At 37.1% G+C, this 18,657-nt stretch carries 15 protein-coding genes; 8 read left to right on the top strand and 7 right to left on the bottom strand.

The genetic code is table 11. The features are described from left to right. Window positions 1–11: 11 nt before the first annotated feature. A complete protein-coding gene (locus H4J56_RS00075) occupies window positions 12–2,453 on the top strand; it encodes a TonB-dependent receptor (protein WP_182258689.1) in 2,442 nt (813 codons plus the stop codon). Window positions 2,454–2,515: 62 nt separating this feature from the next. On the opposite strand, the gene H4J56_RS00070 is transcribed toward H4J56_RS00075, so the two are convergent. Together H4J56_RS00070 and H4J56_RS00065 are read right to left on the bottom strand one after the other, a co-directional pair. Further along, window positions 2,516–3,346 carry a S1 RNA-binding domain-containing protein gene (locus H4J56_RS00070; protein ID WP_182258688.1) on the bottom strand — a complete coding sequence of 277 codons (831 nt, stop codon included), beginning with the start codon at window positions 3,344–3,346 and terminating at the stop codon, window positions 2,516–2,518. 70 nt (window positions 3,347–3,416) lie between these two features. Beyond that, window positions 3,417–3,869 carry a TerB family tellurite resistance protein gene (locus H4J56_RS00065; RefSeq protein WP_182215523.1) on the bottom strand — a complete coding sequence of 151 codons (453 nt, stop codon included), beginning with the start codon at window positions 3,867–3,869 and terminating at the stop codon, window positions 3,417–3,419. Between the two features lie 189 nt (window positions 3,870–4,058). On the opposite strand from H4J56_RS00065, the gene nagX reads away from it, so the two are divergent. The 5 genes from nagX (at window position 4,059) to H4J56_RS00040 (ending at window position 10,892) form a co-directional block, all read left to right on the top strand. Beyond that, window positions 4,059–5,210 carry a transmembrane glucosamine N-acetyltransferase NagX gene (gene nagX / locus H4J56_RS00060; RefSeq protein ID WP_182230490.1) on the top strand — a complete coding sequence of 384 codons (1,152 nt, stop codon included), beginning with the start codon at window positions 4,059–4,061 and terminating at the stop codon, window positions 5,208–5,210. Window positions 5,211–5,475: 265 nt separating this feature from the next. Then, window positions 5,476–6,675, top strand: a complete 1,200-nt coding sequence (locus H4J56_RS00055) for an efflux RND transporter periplasmic adaptor subunit (protein WP_182215519.1) — start codon at window positions 5,476–5,478, stop codon at window positions 6,673–6,675. A gap of 3 nt (window positions 6,676–6,678) precedes the next feature. Next, window positions 6,679–9,894 (top strand): efflux RND transporter permease subunit, encoded by a 3,216-nt coding sequence (locus H4J56_RS00050; RefSeq protein WP_182215518.1) that lies wholly within the window; start codon window positions 6,679–6,681, stop codon window positions 9,892–9,894. 174 nt (window positions 9,895–10,068) lie between these two features. Continuing rightward, window positions 10,069–10,371, top strand: a complete 303-nt coding sequence (locus H4J56_RS00045) for a hypothetical protein (protein ID WP_182215516.1) — start codon at window positions 10,069–10,071, stop codon at window positions 10,369–10,371. A gap of 95 nt (window positions 10,372–10,466) precedes the next feature. Then, window positions 10,467–10,892 carry a hypothetical protein gene (locus tag H4J56_RS00040; RefSeq protein WP_182215515.1) on the top strand — a complete coding sequence of 142 codons (426 nt, stop codon included), beginning with the start codon at window positions 10,467–10,469 and terminating at the stop codon, window positions 10,890–10,892. 62 nt (window positions 10,893–10,954) lie between these two features. Here H4J56_RS00040 and H4J56_RS00035 read toward each other — a convergent pair whose 3' ends face one another. The 3 genes from H4J56_RS00035 to H4J56_RS00025 all read right to left on the bottom strand — a co-directional run bounded on the left by H4J56_RS00035 (window position 10,955) and on the right by H4J56_RS00025 (window position 14,141). Beyond that, window positions 10,955–11,464 (bottom strand): histidine phosphatase family protein, encoded by a 510-nt coding sequence (locus tag H4J56_RS00035; protein ID WP_182258687.1) that lies wholly within the window; start codon window positions 11,462–11,464, stop codon window positions 10,955–10,957. A 33-nt stretch (window positions 11,465–11,497) separates the two neighbouring features. Then, complete coding sequence (gene sthA, locus H4J56_RS00030; RefSeq protein ID WP_182175485.1) at window positions 11,498–12,934, bottom strand: Si-specific NAD(P)(+) transhydrogenase; 1,437 nt, start codon at window positions 12,932–12,934, stop codon at window positions 11,498–11,500. A gap of 88 nt (window positions 12,935–13,022) precedes the next feature. Continuing rightward, complete coding sequence (locus H4J56_RS00025) at window positions 13,023–14,141, bottom strand: fatty acid desaturase (protein ID WP_182258686.1); 1,119 nt, start codon at window positions 14,139–14,141, stop codon at window positions 13,023–13,025. A 229-nt stretch (window positions 14,142–14,370) separates the two neighbouring features. Between H4J56_RS00025 and fabR the strand changes: the two genes are divergently transcribed. After that, the gene (gene fabR, locus H4J56_RS00020; RefSeq protein WP_070375583.1) at window positions 14,371–14,988 is read left to right on the top strand and encodes an HTH-type transcriptional repressor FabR; all 618 of its coding nucleotides are present in this window, start codon (window positions 14,371–14,373) and stop codon (window positions 14,986–14,988) included. A gap of 5 nt (window positions 14,989–14,993) precedes the next feature. On the opposite strand, the gene trmA is transcribed toward fabR, so the two are convergent. Beyond that, window positions 14,994–16,091, bottom strand: coding sequence for a tRNA (uridine(54)-C5)-methyltransferase TrmA (gene trmA / locus H4J56_RS00015; protein WP_182258685.1), 1,098 nt, complete (start codon window positions 16,089–16,091; stop codon window positions 14,994–14,996). Window positions 16,092–16,338: 247 nt separating this feature from the next. On the opposite strand from trmA, the gene H4J56_RS00010 reads away from it, so the two are divergent. After that, on the top strand, window positions 16,339–17,607 hold the full coding sequence (locus H4J56_RS00010) for a DUF5610 domain-containing protein (RefSeq protein WP_182258684.1): 1,269 nt from the start codon (window positions 16,339–16,341) through the stop codon (window positions 17,605–17,607). A gap of 60 nt (window positions 17,608–17,667) precedes the next feature. Here the strand turns inward: H4J56_RS00010 and H4J56_RS00005 are convergent, their stop codons facing one another. Continuing rightward, window positions 17,668–18,111 (bottom strand): RNA-binding protein, encoded by a 444-nt coding sequence (locus H4J56_RS00005; RefSeq protein WP_070375587.1) that lies wholly within the window; start codon window positions 18,109–18,111, stop codon window positions 17,668–17,670. Window positions 18,112–18,657 lie beyond the last annotated feature (546 nt).

Genomic DNA, 18,657 nt, shown 5'->3' with positions numbered 1-18,657 from the left:
TTGGAAAAAAAATGAAATCAATTTATATCAATAAAATTGCACCTTTGTGTGCCTTATCATTATTAATGGTCGGCGCTGCCAGCCATGCTCAAAAATTTTCAGGCGTAGTATTTGATGCCGATGGCAACAGGATTGCGAAAGCTAAAGTTTCTTTGGTTAATACTAAATATAAAGCAGTTACTGACGAAAAAGGCCAATTTACTTTTAGTGACATTGGTGTTGGTAAAGTAGAACTTCATGTTAGTGCTAAAAACTTTAGTCATATCAACGAGTATTTCACCATTACCGATCAAGACATTACCGAGGTGACAATTTCACTGAGTGCTACGGTCATGGAAGTGGTCGATGTTTATGCGACACCTTTGCATTCATCGAGTATTGAGTCGGCCTTGCCAGTAAATGTTATTTCTGGTGATGAGCTGCGTTTAAAGCAAGCATCTACATTAGGTGAAACACTGAAAAATGAAGTGGGTGTACATTCAAGTTATTTTGGCCCAGTTGCAAGTAGTCCTATTATTCGTGGTATGGATGGACCAAGAGTGTTAATCACACAAAATGGTTTAGACGTAGGGGATGCATCTCGCGTAGGACCAGACCACGCGGTTGCCGCCGAAGCTGGTACTGCCCAACAGGTAGAAGTACTTCGTGGGCCGTCAACGCTTTTTTATGGTAGTGGTGCGATAGGTGGTGTGGTGAATGTCGTTGATAATCGAGTACCTACAAATATTGATAATCAGGTCGATTATTTACTTAAGCATAATGATGTTGCAGATGAAAGTGAAGCAACACTCAATGTAAATACAGGGTACAAAAGTTTAGCCGTTCATCTTGATGCGTTTTGGCGTGAATCTAATGATTATAAGATCCCAGGCTATGCGACTGCAGAAGAAGACCATGATGAACATGAAGAAGGTCATGATGAACATGAAGGCGAAGAAATTAAAGGTATTCTAGAGAACAGTGCCTCGAAGTCATCAGGTTTTACCCTGGGTTCAAGTTATTTGTTTGACGCAGGATATATTGGCTTTTCGTATGGCCGAATGGAAAGAACTTACGGTATTCCTGGGCATTCAGAACACGGTGAAGAAGAACATGAAGAAACAGGAACTGAAATCAGTGAAGAAGGCGCTGTTTTTGGTGATTTAGTACAAGACAGATATCAACTATTGAGTGAAATTAGTTTTGAAGACAGTTTTATTAATCGTGTGATGAGTAAAGCTGCTTACACAGATTACCAACATCAAGAAATTGAAGGAGGTGAAGTCGGTACTCAATTTAATAATGAGATGTTAGAAACACGCTTTGATCTTTATCATCAAGCCGTTGACGGTTGGAAAGGTGCATGGACATTGCATTATAAAGAAAATGATTTTAATGCGATTGGAGAAGAAGCATTCACGCCTCCTTCAAACACAGAATCAATTGCCATTGCTTGGCTTGAAGAGAAACACATAGACGATGTTTTATGGCAATTAGGTATACGTGCCGAACATGTAACCTTGAGTGCAAATAGTGAAGTTGAATCACACGATGAACATAGCGATGAACTAGGCAGCCATGAAGAAGAGTCGCATTTTAATAAACAGAGCTTTACGCCTATAAGTGCGTCTTTAGGTGCTGTATGGGAATATTCAACGGGTTATAATTTAGGATTTTCTGCTGCGTTTTCTCAGCGAGCACCTTCAGCGAGTGAATTGTTTTCGAATGGTGCTCATATCGGCACGAATACTTATGAAGTTGGGGCATTATTTGAGGTACATGAAGAAGACCATGAATTACATGTAGACTTGTCTGATCAAAATGTTGAGTTAGAGACAGCTTATAATCTAGATCTTACTTGGAGAAAATTTGAAGGCGACTTTGGTTTCGTTGCCAGTGCTTTTTATAATCATATTGACGATTATTATTATCAAGCGAATACTGGGCTATTTGCAGAAGGCGGCCATGATAGTCACGATGAAGCCATTGAAGAAAATCATGAGGAGGAAACTGCCGGTTTGCCCGTTTATGTATTCCAACAAAATAATGTGGTGATGTATGGTGTAGAAGCTGAGTTTTTTTATCAGGTAGCACCTTCACTTAAAGCGACGCTATTTACTGATTATATTCGTGCAAAGCTTACTGATAATAACAATGATAATCTACCTAGGATCCCGCCAATGCGCGTTGGTGGTCAATTAAATTATATGACCGATAAGTATTCAGCAGAGCTAAGTGCAACACATTACTTTAAACAATCAGACACAGCGGCATTAGAAAGTGAAACAGACGGCTATACTATGCTAGATGCTAACTTTAATTACTTTATTAATAATGTTGGCGACGATATGGTGGCATTTTTAAAAGTGAATAATATTACAGATGAAGAAGCACGAGTACATACGTCATTTCTCAAAGGTGTTTCACCATTACCGGCACGAGGGTTTACGGTTGGTATTAGAGGAAGTTTTTAAGCAGTAGAATAATAGCTTTGTAGATGAGGCCAAGGCTTCATCTACAAAGTATGTTTAACGATTTACTTTAATCTAAGACCTGATTTTTCAATCGTGATTTTGTCTTTCTTCAATAAGTTTCCAACGGTAGCTTTAAAGGTTTTTTTACTAACACCAAGAATACGCTGAATAAGTTCTGGCGAACTTTTGTCATGTAATGGGCTAAAACCATCATTTTCTGCAATGTGCGCTAATAATTTATCGGCAAAGTCATTAACTTTCCCTTCACCTGAACGAGAAAGTGATAAATCGATACGACCATCTTCACGGATGTTTTTAATAAAACCGTCAATAATTTTACCAACACGTAATGGTTGAAAAATTTCATTGTCGTAAAGTAAGCCCCAGTGCTTATCGTTGATAATCGCTTTGAAACCCAGATCAGTTTTTCCACCAATCATTAACTTAACTTTGTCCCACTTTTGATAATCAGCAGGCCAAATATCAATATATTTGTCGAGCTTACTTGAAGCTGCAATTCGGTCTGTGGTGGTATCAAGAAAAATACGTACTAGATAATATTTCCCTTCTTCCATTGGTGTATGCTGCTGATTAAAAGGTACTAATAAATCTTTAGGTAACCCCCAATCAAGGAATGCACCCATTTTATTGAGCTGTTTTACTTTCAATGAAACGAATTCATCTACTTGGCCAAACGGCTTTTCAGTGGTCGCAATAATGCGTTCAGCTGAATCAACATAAATGAAGACAGTGAGTTTATCGTTTACTTTACAGTTTTCAGGAATAAAACGGTTCGGTAGTAATACTTCACCCAGTTCTCCAGCACTTAAATAAGCACCTTTTTCGGTGACTGCAACTACAGAAAGGGTATTATATTTACCAATGTCGGCCATTTGAATTTACCAAGAAAATTAATATGAAAATCTTAAGGGCTATAATAACGCATATCAAAAATGAATGATGTTATTTTCTTGGTTTGGTTTGAATATATTCAGCGTGGCGTAGCTGAAGTAAATCGCCAATTTTGCGAATAACATGCTCTTCAATACTTGCCAGCTCACCATCGGCATAAGCCATATTCCATAACTGCTTAACAATTGATATTCGTTGTTCGATAGAAAAATGTTTATTTATTTTCGATGTATATCGATAAAAATCAGTCGCTTGTTCACTTTGAATTAGCGCCTGGTCAATAATTTGCTTAACTTCTTCTTCATTCAAGTGAAACTGTTCAACGAGTAACACGGCCAGTTTAGCTTGTTCTTTTTGGTCAAAGTGTCCATCAGCACGCATCACTTCACACAATAATACCGCACAGGCTAGCTCTATAGTCACCTCATCAGAATTTTTTTTAGTGTTATTGTCTGTTAAATCATCGGCCAGGTTTTGAAAAAAAGAACTGATTTTTGTAAGCATGTTTATTCCTTAAATAAAGTAATCACTTTATTGTTACGCTCAGCAATAAAGAAAACAAGCAGATAATAGCTATATTTGATAACAAAGTGTGTCTGATTGCTATTTTTTGCTGGTAATATTATGATAACAAACTGATGACAGCGCTGTCTTTGGTGGCAAGGTTGCACTGAAAGTTTATAAGGTAAAAGAATGTTAAGTCAGTATCCCTCTGCAGTTGTAAAAGCAAGTCCAAATAAAAAACGACTATTGTCAATTGACGCTTTACGTGGTTTCGATATGTTTTGGATTTTAGGTGCTGAAGGTTTGTTTGCAGCATTATTTATAGCGACAGGCTGGCCCATTCTTGCGGTGCTTGCACAGCAAATGGAACACAGTGCTTGGCATGGGTTTCGTATTTATGATTTAATTTTTCCCTTATTTATTTTTCTATCAGGAGTCAGTCTAGGTATCGCAGCAAAGCCCTTATCTAGCTATGAGCCAGAACAAGCAAAATCGATTTTATATAATGGCATCAGGCGCTTATTGCTTTTGATTAGTTTTGGTATTTTATATAACCATGGTTGGGGCGGCGGTATTCCCACATCATTTGATAGTATCCGTTATGTTAGCGTACTCGGGCGTATTGGTATTGCGTGGTTTGTAGCAGCATTATTAGTTTGGTACGTCAGTGAAAAAATACAGTGGTTCGTTGCAGGCGGTATTTTAATAGGATATTGGTTACTACTAAGCTTAGTCACATTAGGTGGATATGGTGGCGGTGATTTTTCAGCGAATGGAGCATTGAACGCTTGGTTTGATCAACATTTATTACCGGGGTCAACTTATCAGGGGCTCGCCATCGACCCAGAAGGGTTGTTATCAAATATAACATCGATTGTAAATGCACTAGCAGGTGTCTTCATTGGTCGTTACATGATAAAAAATATTTATACGCCCAAGACACTATTAACCGGTCTTTTGGTTATTGGGACCTCTATTTTATTACTCGGTTATTTATGGGGCGTTTTTTTCCCAATTAACAAAACATTATGGACGAGTTCATTCACTTTGGTCACTATTGGTTACAGTATCTTATTACTGACGCTATTTTATTGGCTGATTGATGTATTAGAGTTCACCCTATGGGCTAAATTTTTCGCAGTAATTGGTACGAATTCAATCATTATTTATTTAGGTTCGAGTATTGTTGATTGGCAATATACCTCGAAAAGTATTTTCGGAGGCTTAATCAACTCTGTACCTGCAGGTTGGCAAGATTTTATTCTTTATGCTGGCATGGTGCTTTTACAATGGCTAGTCCTGTATTGGCTATATCGAAGAAATATTTTTATAAAAGTATAAATATTGGTTAAAAGGACGAATATTGTCGAGGACTGTTTTTTCAAGGCAGTCTTTTTTTATATCAGTAAATAAATAGTGGCTTGTTAACTTATTGTTTTTGATTGAAAAATAATGTGTTTTTGTTTTTGTTTACTGAATTTGTTATTTCGGCGCGTATCTTGTAACAAGCATTTACAACTTAATTGATTGTATAGACTGTTAATTAGCTATCCTATAGACAATTAAAAAAATTATTAGTTCAGATCACATTTATGAGGACATAACCGTGACACGTAAAAAACAAATTATTATACCCATTGCCATTCTAATCATTGGCATTTTATTGTTTTTTGGCTTTTCAAGCATGAAATCGCCACCAGAAGAAAAAGCGGAAGTTGATAATACCCCCATCGTTGCTGTTGAAGAGGTTCATGTTGCACCGATGAATTTAACGGTTAAATCATATGGTGTCGTACAGCCTAAGTATGAAACCGAACTTGTCGCTCAAATTAGTGGTGAAGTAGTTGAACTGGCAGATGTTTTTGTACGTGGTGGTTTTGTTGCAAAAAACCAATTGCTCGCCCGTATCGACCCTAATGATTACCAAGCTGCATTAATTGATGCTGAAGCAACAATGGCCTCGGCACGTGCTTCGCTAGAAAAAGAGCGTGCCCAAGGGCAGGTAGCTGAACAAGAATGGAAACGCATTACGGATACTTCTCCTACTGAATTGAGCTTGCGTAAACCGCAACTAGCACAAGAACTTGCTAATGTTAAATCAGCACAAGCCTCTGTACTTCGCGCCAAACGTAACCTAGAACGTACCGAAATTAGAGCGCCTTATGATGCAATGATTGAAAGTCGTATGATTGGTTTAGGCTCTTTTGTCGGTACTGGCACTAAAGTGGGTAAATTATTAGGAACAGGGGTAGCTGAAGTTCGCTTACCCGTAGCCGATGATCAACTGCAGTTTTTAGCTTCACAAGGGGAAAATGCCCAGGTTAATTTACTTGGAACATTTGCGGGTGAAAATATTACATGGTCCGCAAAAATTGCTCGCAGTGAAGGTGTTGTAGACAATAAAAGCCGTATGACTTATTTAGTGGCTGAAGTTAAAGACCCTTATGGTTTGAAGTCTCAAAAAAATGTAAATAAACACAATCCTATTCGCTTTGGCTCTTATGTTAAAGCAGAAATTTTTGGTATTAGCCTTAATCGTGCCGCTTTGTTACCTCGATACCTCGTTAGTAATAACCGCGTTGCCATTTTAGATGCCGATTCTACATTGCACTATGCTGACATCATTATCGCTCGTCAAGAAGGCTCAAATGTTATTGTAACTGACGGTTTGAAGGAAGGTGACCAGCTCATTGTTTCAGCATTAGATTACCCTGTTGATGGTATGAAATTAGCTTTGCAAGGTAGTAAAAGTGAAGTCATTAATCAAGATGCACTTGAAACACAAATCGCAAGCACTAAGGATTAGATGATGGATGATACCAATAAAGGCTTAATTGCTTGGTTCGCCCGTAATAGTGTCGCGGCAAATTTGTTGATGATATTTATTCTAGTGGGTGGTTTTTTTACGATTAGCACCATCAACAAACAAATGTTTCCACAAATAAACATTAACTGGATTTCTTATACCGCACCTTACCCAGGGGCAGCCCCTCAGGAAGTAGAGGAAGGTATTACCATTAAGGTTGAAGAAGCTTTAGAGACTGTCCAAGGCTTAAAGCGTGTGATCACTTATTCTAACCGCAATTTTTCAAATGGTTGGTTTGAGGTTGATCTCGATTACGACCCACAAGTTGTTTTAGAAGAAGTTAAATCAGCAATTGATTCTATTTCAAGCTTTCCTGACGGTATGGAACGTATTAAAGTTGAACGCGAAAAGTTTCGCCAAGAAGTTATGTATATCAGCTTATACGGTGACCTAACTAATGGCGAGCTTAAAGAGTTAGGACGAAAAGTCCATAATGAAATTCAACAATTACCTTTAGTCAATATTGCAGAATTATACAGCGGCTTAGACTACGAAATTTCAATAGAAGTTAGTAAAGATAAGTTACGCGAATATGGCTTAACTTTTAGAGATGTTGCTCAAGCGGTACGTGGTTATTCTGGCAATATGTCTGCTGGACAAATTCGTGCAGAGAATGGCTACATTAATTTACGCGTTGAGAACCAAGCTTATCGAGGTTACGAATTCGAGCAAATACCTATTATTACCTTAGCCGATGGTACTAAAGTCTTGTTAGGCCAAATGGCGACTATTATTGATGGTTTTACTGAAGGCCTACAGTATTCAAAATTCAATGGTGAAAACTCGGTCAGTATCTTTATTGGCGCAGCTGATAATCAAAGTATTACCGATGTTGCCGATGTCATTAATAAGTATGTTGATGAAAAGTCGAATGTTCTTCCTGCAGGCGTTAAGTTAGAAACTTGGGTTGATATGACCTACTATCTTGAAGGCCGTTTGACCATGATGATAGACAATATGAAAAGTGGTGCAATATTAGTCTTTCTAATGTTAGCGTTATTCTTACGTGTCCGTTTGGCTTTTTGGGTAATGATGGGCTTACCCGTATGTTTTCTTGGTACTTTATTCCTGATGCCATTAGAATTTATTAATGTCACTATTAATGTCATTAGCTTGTTCGCCTTTATTTTGGTGTTAGGTATTGTTGTTGATGATGCCATCGTTATGGGGGAGAGTGCCCATGACGAAATTGAACAACATGGCCATAGTACTGAAAATGTTATTCGCGGTATTCAACGTGTTGCTATGCCAGCAACCTTTGGGGTATTAACAACGATTGCGGTCTTCTTGCCTTTTCTTTTTGGTGAAGGGCCTTCTGCCGCGTTCGGTAAAGCCATTGGCTCGGTAGTTATCTTGTGTTTAATTTTCTCTTTAATTGAGTCAAAACTCATTTTACCGGCGCATTTGGTTAAAATGAAACCTAAGGTTAATATAATAAAACTTAAGAAATTAAACGAGTATGGCTTCTTTTGGTTCATTCAATATCCTTTAGATAGGATCACTAAAGTAGTAGACAGGCTTCGAGGAGCCATTGATGACAGTTTAAAATCTTTTATTCAAAATATTTATCAGCCAGCGTTACAGAAATTTCTAGATTATCGTTATGCCGTACTAATGTTTTTTATTAGTTTAATGTTAATCAGCGCAGGTTTGTTTAGTGGTGGTTTTGTTCGCTTTGTTGGTCAACCTAAGATCCCACATGACTTTCCTCGTGTTAATGTTGAAATGAATGTAGATGCCTCAGAGAAAGCAACCTTACAAACCTTATTAAATATCCAAGGTGTAATTAATACCATAGATAAAGAGATTGAAGCTCAATACGGTCAGTCAATGATCTCTGATATGCAGGTCGATTTACGCAGCAGAACCAGTGGTCAATTGATGGTTAAATTAGTGGTACCTGAATTAAGACCGATGAATACTTTCGAACTGGCTGATTTATGGCGTGCCGCTATACCGAATTATCCTGGGGTAAAATCGTTTACCATTGGTGATAATTTATTTGGCTCTGGCCGAGACGACGGTGATATTGCCTTTAGATTAGAAAGTAAAGACGATGCACAACTACTCGCTGCATCAAGAGAGTTAAAAACTAAACTTAATTCTTTAAAAGGTATTGGCGATGTTAATGATAGTCGTCAAACAAGTGCCAAAGAAGTTCAGTTTGAATTGAAACCGCTTGCTTATAGTTTAGGATTAACTTTAGCCGAAATTGCTTCACAAGTGAGTTACAGTTTCTATGGTTTAGAAGCACAACGCATTTTACGTGACAGCGAAGAAGTGAAAGTGATGATCCGTTATCCACTTGAGCAACGAAGCTCTGTTGGACATGTTGATGATGTGATGATCAAAGCGCCAAATGGTGCGGAATTACCTTTGTCGGAATTGGCTAATATTACCTTACAAGAAGGGGTGACTAGTATTCGTCGTGAAAATGGTAATCGGACAATTAACGTCTGGGCAAGTGTTGACGCTGAACAAGTTGAGCCATTCAAAGTTGCTAACGATATCAGAGACAACTTTATTCCTGAACTATTAAGAAAATTTCCAAAAGTTCAAAGTGAAGTGTCGGGCAGTATTCAAGAAGAAATGGAAGGTGCGGACAATCAAAAACGTGACTTTATTATCTCATTGTTGATTGTTTTCTCATTACTGGCTATACCATTGAAGTCTTACTCTCAGGCAGTGATGATTATGATCGTTATTCCTTTTGGTATTATTGGTTCGGTCTTTGGCCACTTCCTTTTAGGTATGGACTTAAGTGCACTATCAGTTATGGGGATATTAGCGGCTGCGGGTGTGGTCGTTAATGACTCCTTAGTCATGGTTGATTATGTTAATAATGCCAGGAAATCAGGCGTCAAACTAAAAGATGCGGTAATACATGCCGGCACTAAACGTTTTAGAGCTATCATGTTAACGTCAATAACAACCTTTATTGGTTTAGTGCCTATCATCTTCTTTGAGGTAAGTGCCCAAGCACAAATCGTAATTCCAATGGCGATATCTTTAGCCTTTGGGGTATTATTTGCGACTATAGTTACACTGGTACTGATCCCAAGTTTATATCTTATTATTGAAGATATGAAAAAGATCTTTAAGCGTAAAAAGAAACAACCGCTTATTGCTGAAAACACAGGTGATTTATCGGTTAATTAATCGGTAGTATTTTTATCAAAGCCATTACTTTTGTAATGGCTTTTTTATGCGATTCATTAAATTTATTAACCAATATCTCTCTGCTAGCCTGGTCAAGAAAAGCTATCGTTAATAATAATAGCTGGCTATAATGGTGTTAATGCTAATATTAATAAATGAAGCGAACTCATTATAATGAAATATATTTATCTTTTTTCAACACTTACTCTCATGACAATAACGGGTTGTTCGACAACTGAAAATGCTTGCGAAGATATAACCATCGCGAGTGAACAGATTCAAATGTGCCAGTCACTGCAACGCCAAATAGCAGACGCCAAAGGTAAACCTATAAAACGAACTGAGTTAGAACGTCGTTATCAAGTTGACTGCATCGACATTCGCTACTATCGTGATGACAAACAACCAGCAATTTGTGGTAATAAACAAAAAATTGGCGAAGAAATTAAGACGCTTAAAAAAGAGGCTAATCAGTAAACGATTAAGCTCTTGGTCGCTTACTTTAAGGCAAACTTTAGGGTTTGCTTTTTTGTTTACTTTTCTTAAAATTAATCATCAAATGAGTGTGTCATATGTTTAAAAAAATAGTCGGTTTAGTCTTCACTTGTAGCTTTTTATTCTCATGTCAGCAAGCCGCTGAGGAAGTGACTAGCAGAGATACAGCCAATACCGAAGCTATTTCAGCCGCAGAGGTATCAATAATGCCTAAAAAAAGTTTGTCTGCTAAAGCGGAACCTGAGCAAATATCATTTACCGCAACAATTAAATATATGAATTTAGAAGGGGGCTTTTTTGGATTAATTTCTAAAGAAGGTAAGCATTGGTTGCCGCTGAATTTAGAAAAAGAATTCCAAAAAGATGGCGCTGTTATCAAAGTAACAGGCAAAGCTATCACGGGTATGATGACTATTCAGCAATGGGGAACTCCTTTTTCAATTACCGATATTGAATTAATTACTGCAGCGAATAAAGCGCCTGAAAATAAGAACCTGCAGTAGTTTTACTTACTGAGCGAAGGTTGCATCAATAATGTTAGATGACTAATGTTAGATGACTAATGTTAGATGACTAATGTTAGGTGACGGTTTTTACCTGAAATGATAATTTGATAGATACCACGATATTCTTGTTCTGTCATTGGTGATACTGAGCTTTGGCTTAGTAATTCTGCCAATCGTGTCGTGGTGTTGCTGTGCCCAAACACTACGGTGTTTTCTTGTTCTTTGATTAATTGCCAGGCGAGTTGCTCTAATTTATTGGGCGCATAATTTTTGATCGCAAGTTGTTGCTGTTGAGCTAGCGGTGTAGCTGTTGCCATAGTCCGTTGATAGCGCGTACTGTATATATTTTCTATTTCTGCATTCTCTAGAATACGCGCAAGTTCTTTTGCCCTATATGTACCACATTGTGTTAATCCAGAATCTTCTTGTTCAGTTTTGTTTTCAGCATGACGAATTAAATAAAGGCTGTAGCTTTTACTTTCCTTTTGTACATAAGCGTTTTCAGTCGCATTAACGATTAAAAAAGGTATGTTGATAAAAAAAATTAACAGTAAAATTAATTTATTCATAACATACCTTTTTCGATTCATGCTTATTCACTGTTAAAATAAACGATTCAAACCATTCAATGCAGCAACACGAAATGCCTCAGCCATCGTTGGATAATTAAACGTGGTATTAACAAAGTATTCAATGGTATTACCGCCATTGGTTTGTTGCATAATTGCTTGACCAATATGAATGATTTCAGCCGCATTTTCACCAAAACAATGAATACCTAAAATTTCTTTAGTTTCGCTGTGAAAAAGTATCTTCAGGGAGCCGACTAAACTATTTGATATTTGTGCTCTTGCTAAATGTTTGAACTGGGCACGACCAACCTCATACGGAATTTTTGCCGCGGTCAGTTCTTGTTCTGTCTTACCAACAGAGCTTATTTCTGGAATCGTGTAGATACCTGTAGGAATATCAGCAATAAGTTTTGCAGTACTTTGGTGATCTATCATCGCTGAAGCTGCTAACCGGCCTTGATCATAAGCGGCACTGGCTAAGCTTGGGTAACCAATGACATCACCTACCGCATATATATTGTCGACACTGGTTTGATATTGATCGTTGACTTTTAGTTGCCCACGTCCATCTGCTGATAATCCTGCATTTTCAACTTTTAAGTCGGCTGTATTACCTGTTCGCCCATTAGCAAAGAGTAAACAGTCGGCGCGCATTTTTTTACCTGATTCTAAATGAACAACGACAGAGTCGTCGGATGCTTCAACTCGTGCAATCGCTTCGCCATGACGGATCACTACACCATTATTCCATAAGTGGTAGCTGAGTGAATCAGACATTTCTGCATCTAAAAAAGAAAGCAGTCTATCTCGGGTATTAATTAAATCTACCTTTACACCTAAACCTCTAAATATAGAGGCATATTCGGAACCAATAACACCAGCACCATAAATAATGATAGAACGGGGATCATGCTTAAGTGATAAGATGGTATCTGAGTCATAGACTCGCGGATGGTTAAAATCAATATCTTTAGGTCGGTAGGGATGTGAACCAGTAGCAATAACAATTTGCTTTGCCGTAATTTGTTCAATAGCGCCCTCGTTATTCACTATTCTAAGCGTATGGGCATCAATAAAAGACGCTTCACCCGAAATCAGTTCAACGCGGTTACGATCATAAAAGCCACTGCGTAACTGTACTTGTTTACGAATAACCGAAGAGGCATGTTTAAGAATAGCTGGGAACGTTAAGTGTTTTGCTTTTTCATGGCCTCTAAAAAGTGGGCTCGCGTTATACTCAATGAGTCGGCTAACACTTTGACGTAAAGCTTTTGAAGGAATAGTTCCCCAATGCGTACAACCACCGCCAACGTCTTTATACCGTTCAACAATAGCAACACGTTTTTCTTTTTTAGATAGCTCCATAGCGGTACCTTCGCCACCTGGTCCGGTACCTATAATTATTGCATCGTAATCGTAATCGTTATTTGTTTTCTTCTTCGTTTTAGCTTTATTTTGAGTTGCCAAAATCTTGCCTTAAATTCCTACTAAGATAAAAAAATTTTAGCAGGAATTTAGACATCTGACCATGTAAAAGCTTATTAATCTAAAGGGTTTATGCCAGTTGGGTTAATAAGCGTTGAAAATGTTGTTGTTGGTCTGCCAAGTGCTGCTTAAATTCTTGGTATTGCGCTGCTAATTCAGAGCTCTCAACGTCGGCGATTAATTTATCGCGCCTACTGGCAAGTAATTTTTTACGCACATCATAGTAGTCATTAATTCTACTAATGAGTAAATCATATTCTTGCTGTAATTTTTCTCGCATTTGCTCCGCATTTGGATGAGAGAGTAACTTCTTCTGGCTACGTTTAAATACCATAGCTAAGCGCGCTTTTTCAATTTTGTCATCCGGGTAAGTCCGTAGTTTTGAGGTAAGCTTCAAAAACTCACAACCCTTAATCAACCATTTAGTTGGATCAAACTGCCACCAACGAATGCCGTTACGATAATCATTTTCAAAAATATGATGATAGTTATGATAGCCCTCACCAAAAGTTAAAAAAGCAAGAAAGCCATTATCTCGTGCAGTATTTCTTTCTGTGTAAGTTTGTTTACCCCAGATATGTGCCAAAGAATTAATGAAAAAAGTAGTGTGATGGCTTAACACTAAACGCAAGAAACCGACTAAAAGTAAACTACTAATAATATCGCCGTGCCATAAACCAAATAAAATAGGTACACCAAAGTTCATTAATATTGTCAGCAACAAATAATTTCTGTGCTGCCACATTACAATAGCGTCTTTTTGTAAATCACGGGTATTGTCGTAATTAGCATATCGATGCGCTTGATACTCACGAAGCATCCAACCGATATGTGAATACCAAAAGCCTTTTTTAGCTGAATAGGGGTCTTTGTCATTATTATCGACATGCTTATGATGAACTCTATGATCAGAAGCCCAATGTAATATACTATTTTGTAAGGCAAATGCTCCGCCTAGTGCAAAAATTAAACGCAGCGAAGCATGTGCTTGATAGGTTTTGTGCGACCATAATCGGTGATAGCCAGCAGTAATAGACATACCACAATAGATAAAGCAGCATAGTGCTACTACAAGTTCAGTGGTATCAAAACCGTGTGTTATTGCTCGATACGGGACGCCAATTGCGGCAACTAAAAAGGTAATTAAAAACACACTAAAATTTAGCCAAACGATTTTAGGTTTATTCATGTAATAAGAATTCCATCAGTAAAAAAACGAACACTAAGTAAATAATTTCAGTGTACACGTGTACTCTATTTTAACTTTGATCACTTTTCAGTCAAGGTAATTTTTATTAAACTTTTTATCTTCAATCAACAATACTGGATTTAAATGTAGATGTTAGTGATCAAGTTTCTAGTAAATAGATGAAAATTCAGTATGATATAAACAGGCTAAAGTATAGGTTAATTAAGTAATGAGCGGGATTCGGGCACAGCAAAAAGAAAAAACACGTCGACAAATAATTGATGCTGCTCTTGGGCAGTTAAGTAGTGAACGTAGCTTTTCGAGTTTGAGCTTACGGGAAGTCGCTAAAGAGGCTGGCTTAGCACCAACATCATTTTATCGACACTTTTCTGATATGAACGAACTAGGTTTGACGCTGGTCGATGAAGCGGGTTTAACTTTGCGTCAATTAATGCGACAAGCTCGCCAACGAATTGAAAAAGGTGGTTCTGTCATTCAAATATCTGTCGTTACCTTTATGGAGTTTATTGAAAGTAACGGTAATATATTTCGCTTATTATTACGAGAGCGTTCTGGAACGTCAGCTGCTTTTCGAGCGGCGGTAAATCGAGAAGTGCGTTATTTCACCTTAGAACTATGTGATTATTTACAGCAAGCAAATAAATTGAATGCGGATGTGGCTTTTTTACAAGCCGATGCAGCGGTGACTATCGTATTTAGTGCTGGCTCTGATGCATTAGATGTTGATAAAGAGGATCGTCAACAAATTTCAATGCGTACCATTCAGCAGCTGCGCTTTATAGCACGGGGAGCTGCTGAATTTAGCAATAGGGGAGTGAAAAAGTAAATACGTTACTTTTTACGTGAAAGTATCACACCTGTTTCAACATGGAGGGTATATGGAAATTGATCAAATAACGCAAATTTTTCAATATTGTGTGTCTTGATTAGTTCAACTAAGTTTTCTTTTAATGTCTCAGGATTACATGAGATATAAACAATACGTTCAAATCGGCTGACTAACTCAACGCTGTCAGGGTCAAGGCCAGCTCTTGGTGGATCAACTAATACTGTATCGTAATTATAGCTTTTAAGATCGAAACCTTCTAGACGACGAAATACTCGCTCACCATTCATCGCTTGACTAAAATCTTCACTGGACATTCTTATTATATCAACATTGGTTAACTGGTTTGCGGTGATATTATTTTGTGCTGATTTTACTGATGTTTTCGATATTTCAGTACCTAAAACCCGATCAAAGTTTTCAGCGAGTGCGATACTAAAGTTACCATTACCACAATAGAGTTCGATTAAGTCACCACCGATATTTTGTGTACCTTGCTTTGCCCAAAGTAGCATTTGCTCATTAACGTGCCCATTAGGCTGTGTAAAACTATTTTCTACTTGCTCGTAGATATAAGTTTTATCGCCAACAGTTAACTTCTCAGTGACATAATCTTTATCGAGGATAAATTTTTGTTTTTTAGCACGGCCAATAATATCAACAGGGGCTATTGCTGAAAGGGTTGTTTTTAGTGTTGCCGCTTCAGTTAGCCATTCTTCATCTAATTGTCTGTGATACAACAAGCTTATTAAAAGCTCGCCACTGAGCGTTGATAAAAAATCGACTTGAAATAATCGATGACGAAGTGACGGTTTATCTTTAATTTCGTCAAGCAAGGCTTTCATAGCTTGATTAATGAGTTTACTGGCAACCGGGAAAGTGTCGACGCGATACTTTTCTTTCGTTTCACTATTAAACATAATATAAAATAAGTCATCATTGTCATGCCAAACTCTAAATTCTGCTCGTAATCTATAGTTTAAAGGCTCTGATCGAAAAACATCAAAATTTGGTAAGTCAAAATCACTAAACAATTTAGCGATATCATCCTGTTTGTTATCAAGTTGTTTATCATAAAATTGTGGTGCAATGTGACTAAACATATATAAGCCTTAAACGTAGAAAGAATTAAACAATATTATACCCAACTCTAGTGAGTATTAAAGAGGCGCTGAGTTTAGCGATTGTGATTACTTTGTCTAGTCATTTGTCTATAATTTTCTTACAAGAGATTGACTTCTTGCTAAAGTTTTACGAAAAAATGCCGATATATTGGCCATATTAAATTTAAAGATCTTTAGATCTTTGATTGTGTTTAATTAAAATTTAATTAGATACTGGAGAGTAACAATGAATAAAATTGATAATCAGACAAGGTTGCCGAATTATTTAGGGCAAAGTCGTAAAAGTGAACCAGCAAATAATGAAGTCGTTAAACGAGAAATGCCAGCAGAGTCAGTTAATACACTGGCATTAAACCATCGTGCTGCCATTACGATGAAAATTATATCTCAATCAATTTCTAGTCAGATTTCAGCAAATTTTCAAAAGATTACCGATGCACCACAAGCAACTAATGTAGTGATGAGTGATATCAGTAAAACAGCGTTAACTGAAAGCGAGCCATCAACTAGCCTTTTTGATTTCGAAGCAGTGGCTCGTAATGTTATGGACTTTGTTAGCGCGAGTATCTTAGCTGCCCAAGCAAATGGAGCGAGTGAGGATAAGTTGAAAGAGATGTTTGAGCAGGGGCGTGCTGGGGCGAATTTAGGTATTGATCAAGCAAAAGGCGATTTAAAAGATCTCGCCATGCTTGACGATGACTTAAACCAAGGTATAGAAAAAAGTCGTACGCTTATTAACAAGGGAATTGATGACCTCCATGAACAAATGTTTCCTTCAGCCAATAAATCAAATGAGAAGGTATCAGAGTTAACGCCAATTATCAGTTCTACAGCAATTGATAGCGAATTATACACAAGCAATTCAAAAAGTAGCGAGCTGAGTATTACCACTACTGACGGTGATGTAGTTTCAATATCATTTAGCGAATTACAAGAATATGCCAGTAAAGAAGCTTACCAGTATCAAGAGAGTAGCCAGGGGGGATCGACAAATTATAGTAGTACCAGTAGTCAGTATCATGAAATCAACTTTTCTTATAGCGTAGAGGGTGAACTTGATGATGATGAAAAAGCAGCAATCGAAGCATTAATTAAAGACGTAAATTCATTACAAAAAGATTTCTTTAATGGCGATGTTAATAAAGCTTTTGAAAAAGCAGTTGAACTTGGCTTCGATAATAAACAGATAACTAGTTTTAGTATGGACTTACAACAAACAAAAACCAGTTATGTTAGCCAAGCGTATACAGCAGTGGCAGAGTTGGATGATAAATTAGCGCCTAGTGTCGGAAAAGACCTGAGGCCTTTAATTGACTTCTTAGATCAGTTTAACCAACTACAAGATCAAGCAGATAAAATATTGTCTAAGAATGATGATGCTTTTGGTCAGTTACTTGATGCAGTCTTTAAAGCTGAGTTTGGTGACGATAAAGTCGCTAAAGAAAAGTTCGATAAAGTAATAGATACGGTTAAGTCTGACAACATTAAGCTTTAATAGATAAAATAAACCCACGCTAACGTGGGTTTATTTAGGATAACTTACCAAGAAGAACGATTATTCTTCTTCGAGATTTTTTTCTGGACGTTCCTTAGCTTCACGAACTTTCAAAGTACGCTGCTGAAATTCAGTATCATTAAGCGATGAAACAGCCGCATCAGCCGCATCAGCTGACATTTCAACAAAACCAAAACCACGACGCTTTCCAGTATGTTTATCTTTCATTAAACGAACAGAATGAACTTGACCATGTTCAGAGAATAACTCTCTGATCGATGATTCATTTGCTCGGTAAGGTAGATTCCCTACATATAACGTTTTTATTTCTTCATCAGCACTTTCTGCAGTAGTTGATGAACCTATAAGTGGCGCAATAAAAGTACTTACTAAAACTAATATCGCAGTAATTTCTGGTGAGCTGCCAATAACAGTTGATAAAATGTAAGCAATAACAGCAAATACTACTGCGACTATAAATGTTAACCCTTGAGGAGACTTCATATATGAATACCTAATTATTATTTTAAATTCTAAATTAAAAAACTAAATTGCAATGTACCTGCTACCCAGCCTTGAATATTGTACAAAGTACAAAGTTGTAAAAAAGATAAGTGTAATTTATATGCAAATAACACCTTACTTATATTAAGCAAAAAATAAAAAGTTTACTACACTAAATAAGCATATTAATTAAAAGCACTATTTTAGTGCTTATATAAGCCACTTTAAATGGATTATTATATAGTAGGAATAAGAACACTGATGTTTATTGAGCGATTAGAGAGTATATTGCCCACATTGTTTTTATTTTCAGCAAACAAACATAAAGATGAAAATAGTGCTTGATCCTTTTCAAAATATGTCTAGAATGCGCTCCAGTTCCAAGGGGTAACCCAAACGAACGTTTTGATAAGTTATCTACATCACTTTAGAGTAAAGTAGTTAACTTAACGTTTTATAGATAAGGTTTGAATCTTCGAAAAGAAACTTCAAATTAAATTAAATAAAACGTTGACATCAAAACTGAGAAGCGTATCATGCGCATCT

The organism is Colwellia sp. BRX8-4 (assembly GCF_014077345.1).
Taxonomy (GTDB): domain Bacteria; phylum Pseudomonadota; class Gammaproteobacteria; order Enterobacterales; family Alteromonadaceae; genus Colwellia_A.
This window is presented reverse-complemented; position numbering and strand designations above follow the sequence as displayed.

What these genes read in the sequence shown, in the direction of transcription:
- H4J56_RS00005 (WP_070375587.1), bottom strand. Translation starts at nt 18,111, where the DNA reads ATGAAGTCTCCTCAAGGGTTAACATTTATAGTCGCAGTAGTATTTGCT.
- H4J56_RS00070 (WP_182258688.1), bottom strand. Translation starts at nt 3,346, where the DNA reads ATGGCCGACATTGGTAAATATAATACCCTTTCTGTAGTTGCAGTCACC.
- H4J56_RS00025 (WP_182258686.1), bottom strand. Translation starts at nt 14,141, where the DNA reads ATGAATAAACCTAAAATCGTTTGGCTAAATTTTAGTGTGTTTTTAATT.
- H4J56_RS00040 (WP_182215515.1), top strand. Translation starts at nt 10,467, where the DNA reads ATGTTTAAAAAAATAGTCGGTTTAGTCTTCACTTGTAGCTTTTTATTC.
- nagX (WP_182230490.1), top strand. Translation starts at nt 4,059, where the DNA reads ATGTTAAGTCAGTATCCCTCTGCAGTTGTAAAAGCAAGTCCAAATAAA.
- H4J56_RS00045 (WP_182215516.1), top strand. Translation starts at nt 10,069, where the DNA reads ATGAAATATATTTATCTTTTTTCAACACTTACTCTCATGACAATAACG.
- fabR (WP_070375583.1), top strand. Translation starts at nt 14,371, where the DNA reads ATGAGCGGGATTCGGGCACAGCAAAAAGAAAAAACACGTCGACAAATA.
- H4J56_RS00075 (WP_182258689.1), top strand. Translation starts at nt 12, where the DNA reads ATGAAATCAATTTATATCAATAAAATTGCACCTTTGTGTGCCTTATCA.
- H4J56_RS00050 (WP_182215518.1), top strand. Translation starts at nt 6,679, where the DNA reads ATGGATGATACCAATAAAGGCTTAATTGCTTGGTTCGCCCGTAATAGT.
- trmA (WP_182258685.1), bottom strand. Translation starts at nt 16,091, where the DNA reads ATGTTTAGTCACATTGCACCACAATTTTATGATAAACAACTTGATAAC.
- H4J56_RS00035 (WP_182258687.1), bottom strand. Translation starts at nt 11,464, where the DNA reads ATGAATAAATTAATTTTACTGTTAATTTTTTTTATCAACATACCTTTT.
- H4J56_RS00065 (WP_182215523.1), bottom strand. Translation starts at nt 3,869, where the DNA reads ATGCTTACAAAAATCAGTTCTTTTTTTCAAAACCTGGCCGATGATTTA.
- H4J56_RS00010 (WP_182258684.1), top strand. Translation starts at nt 16,339, where the DNA reads ATGAATAAAATTGATAATCAGACAAGGTTGCCGAATTATTTAGGGCAA.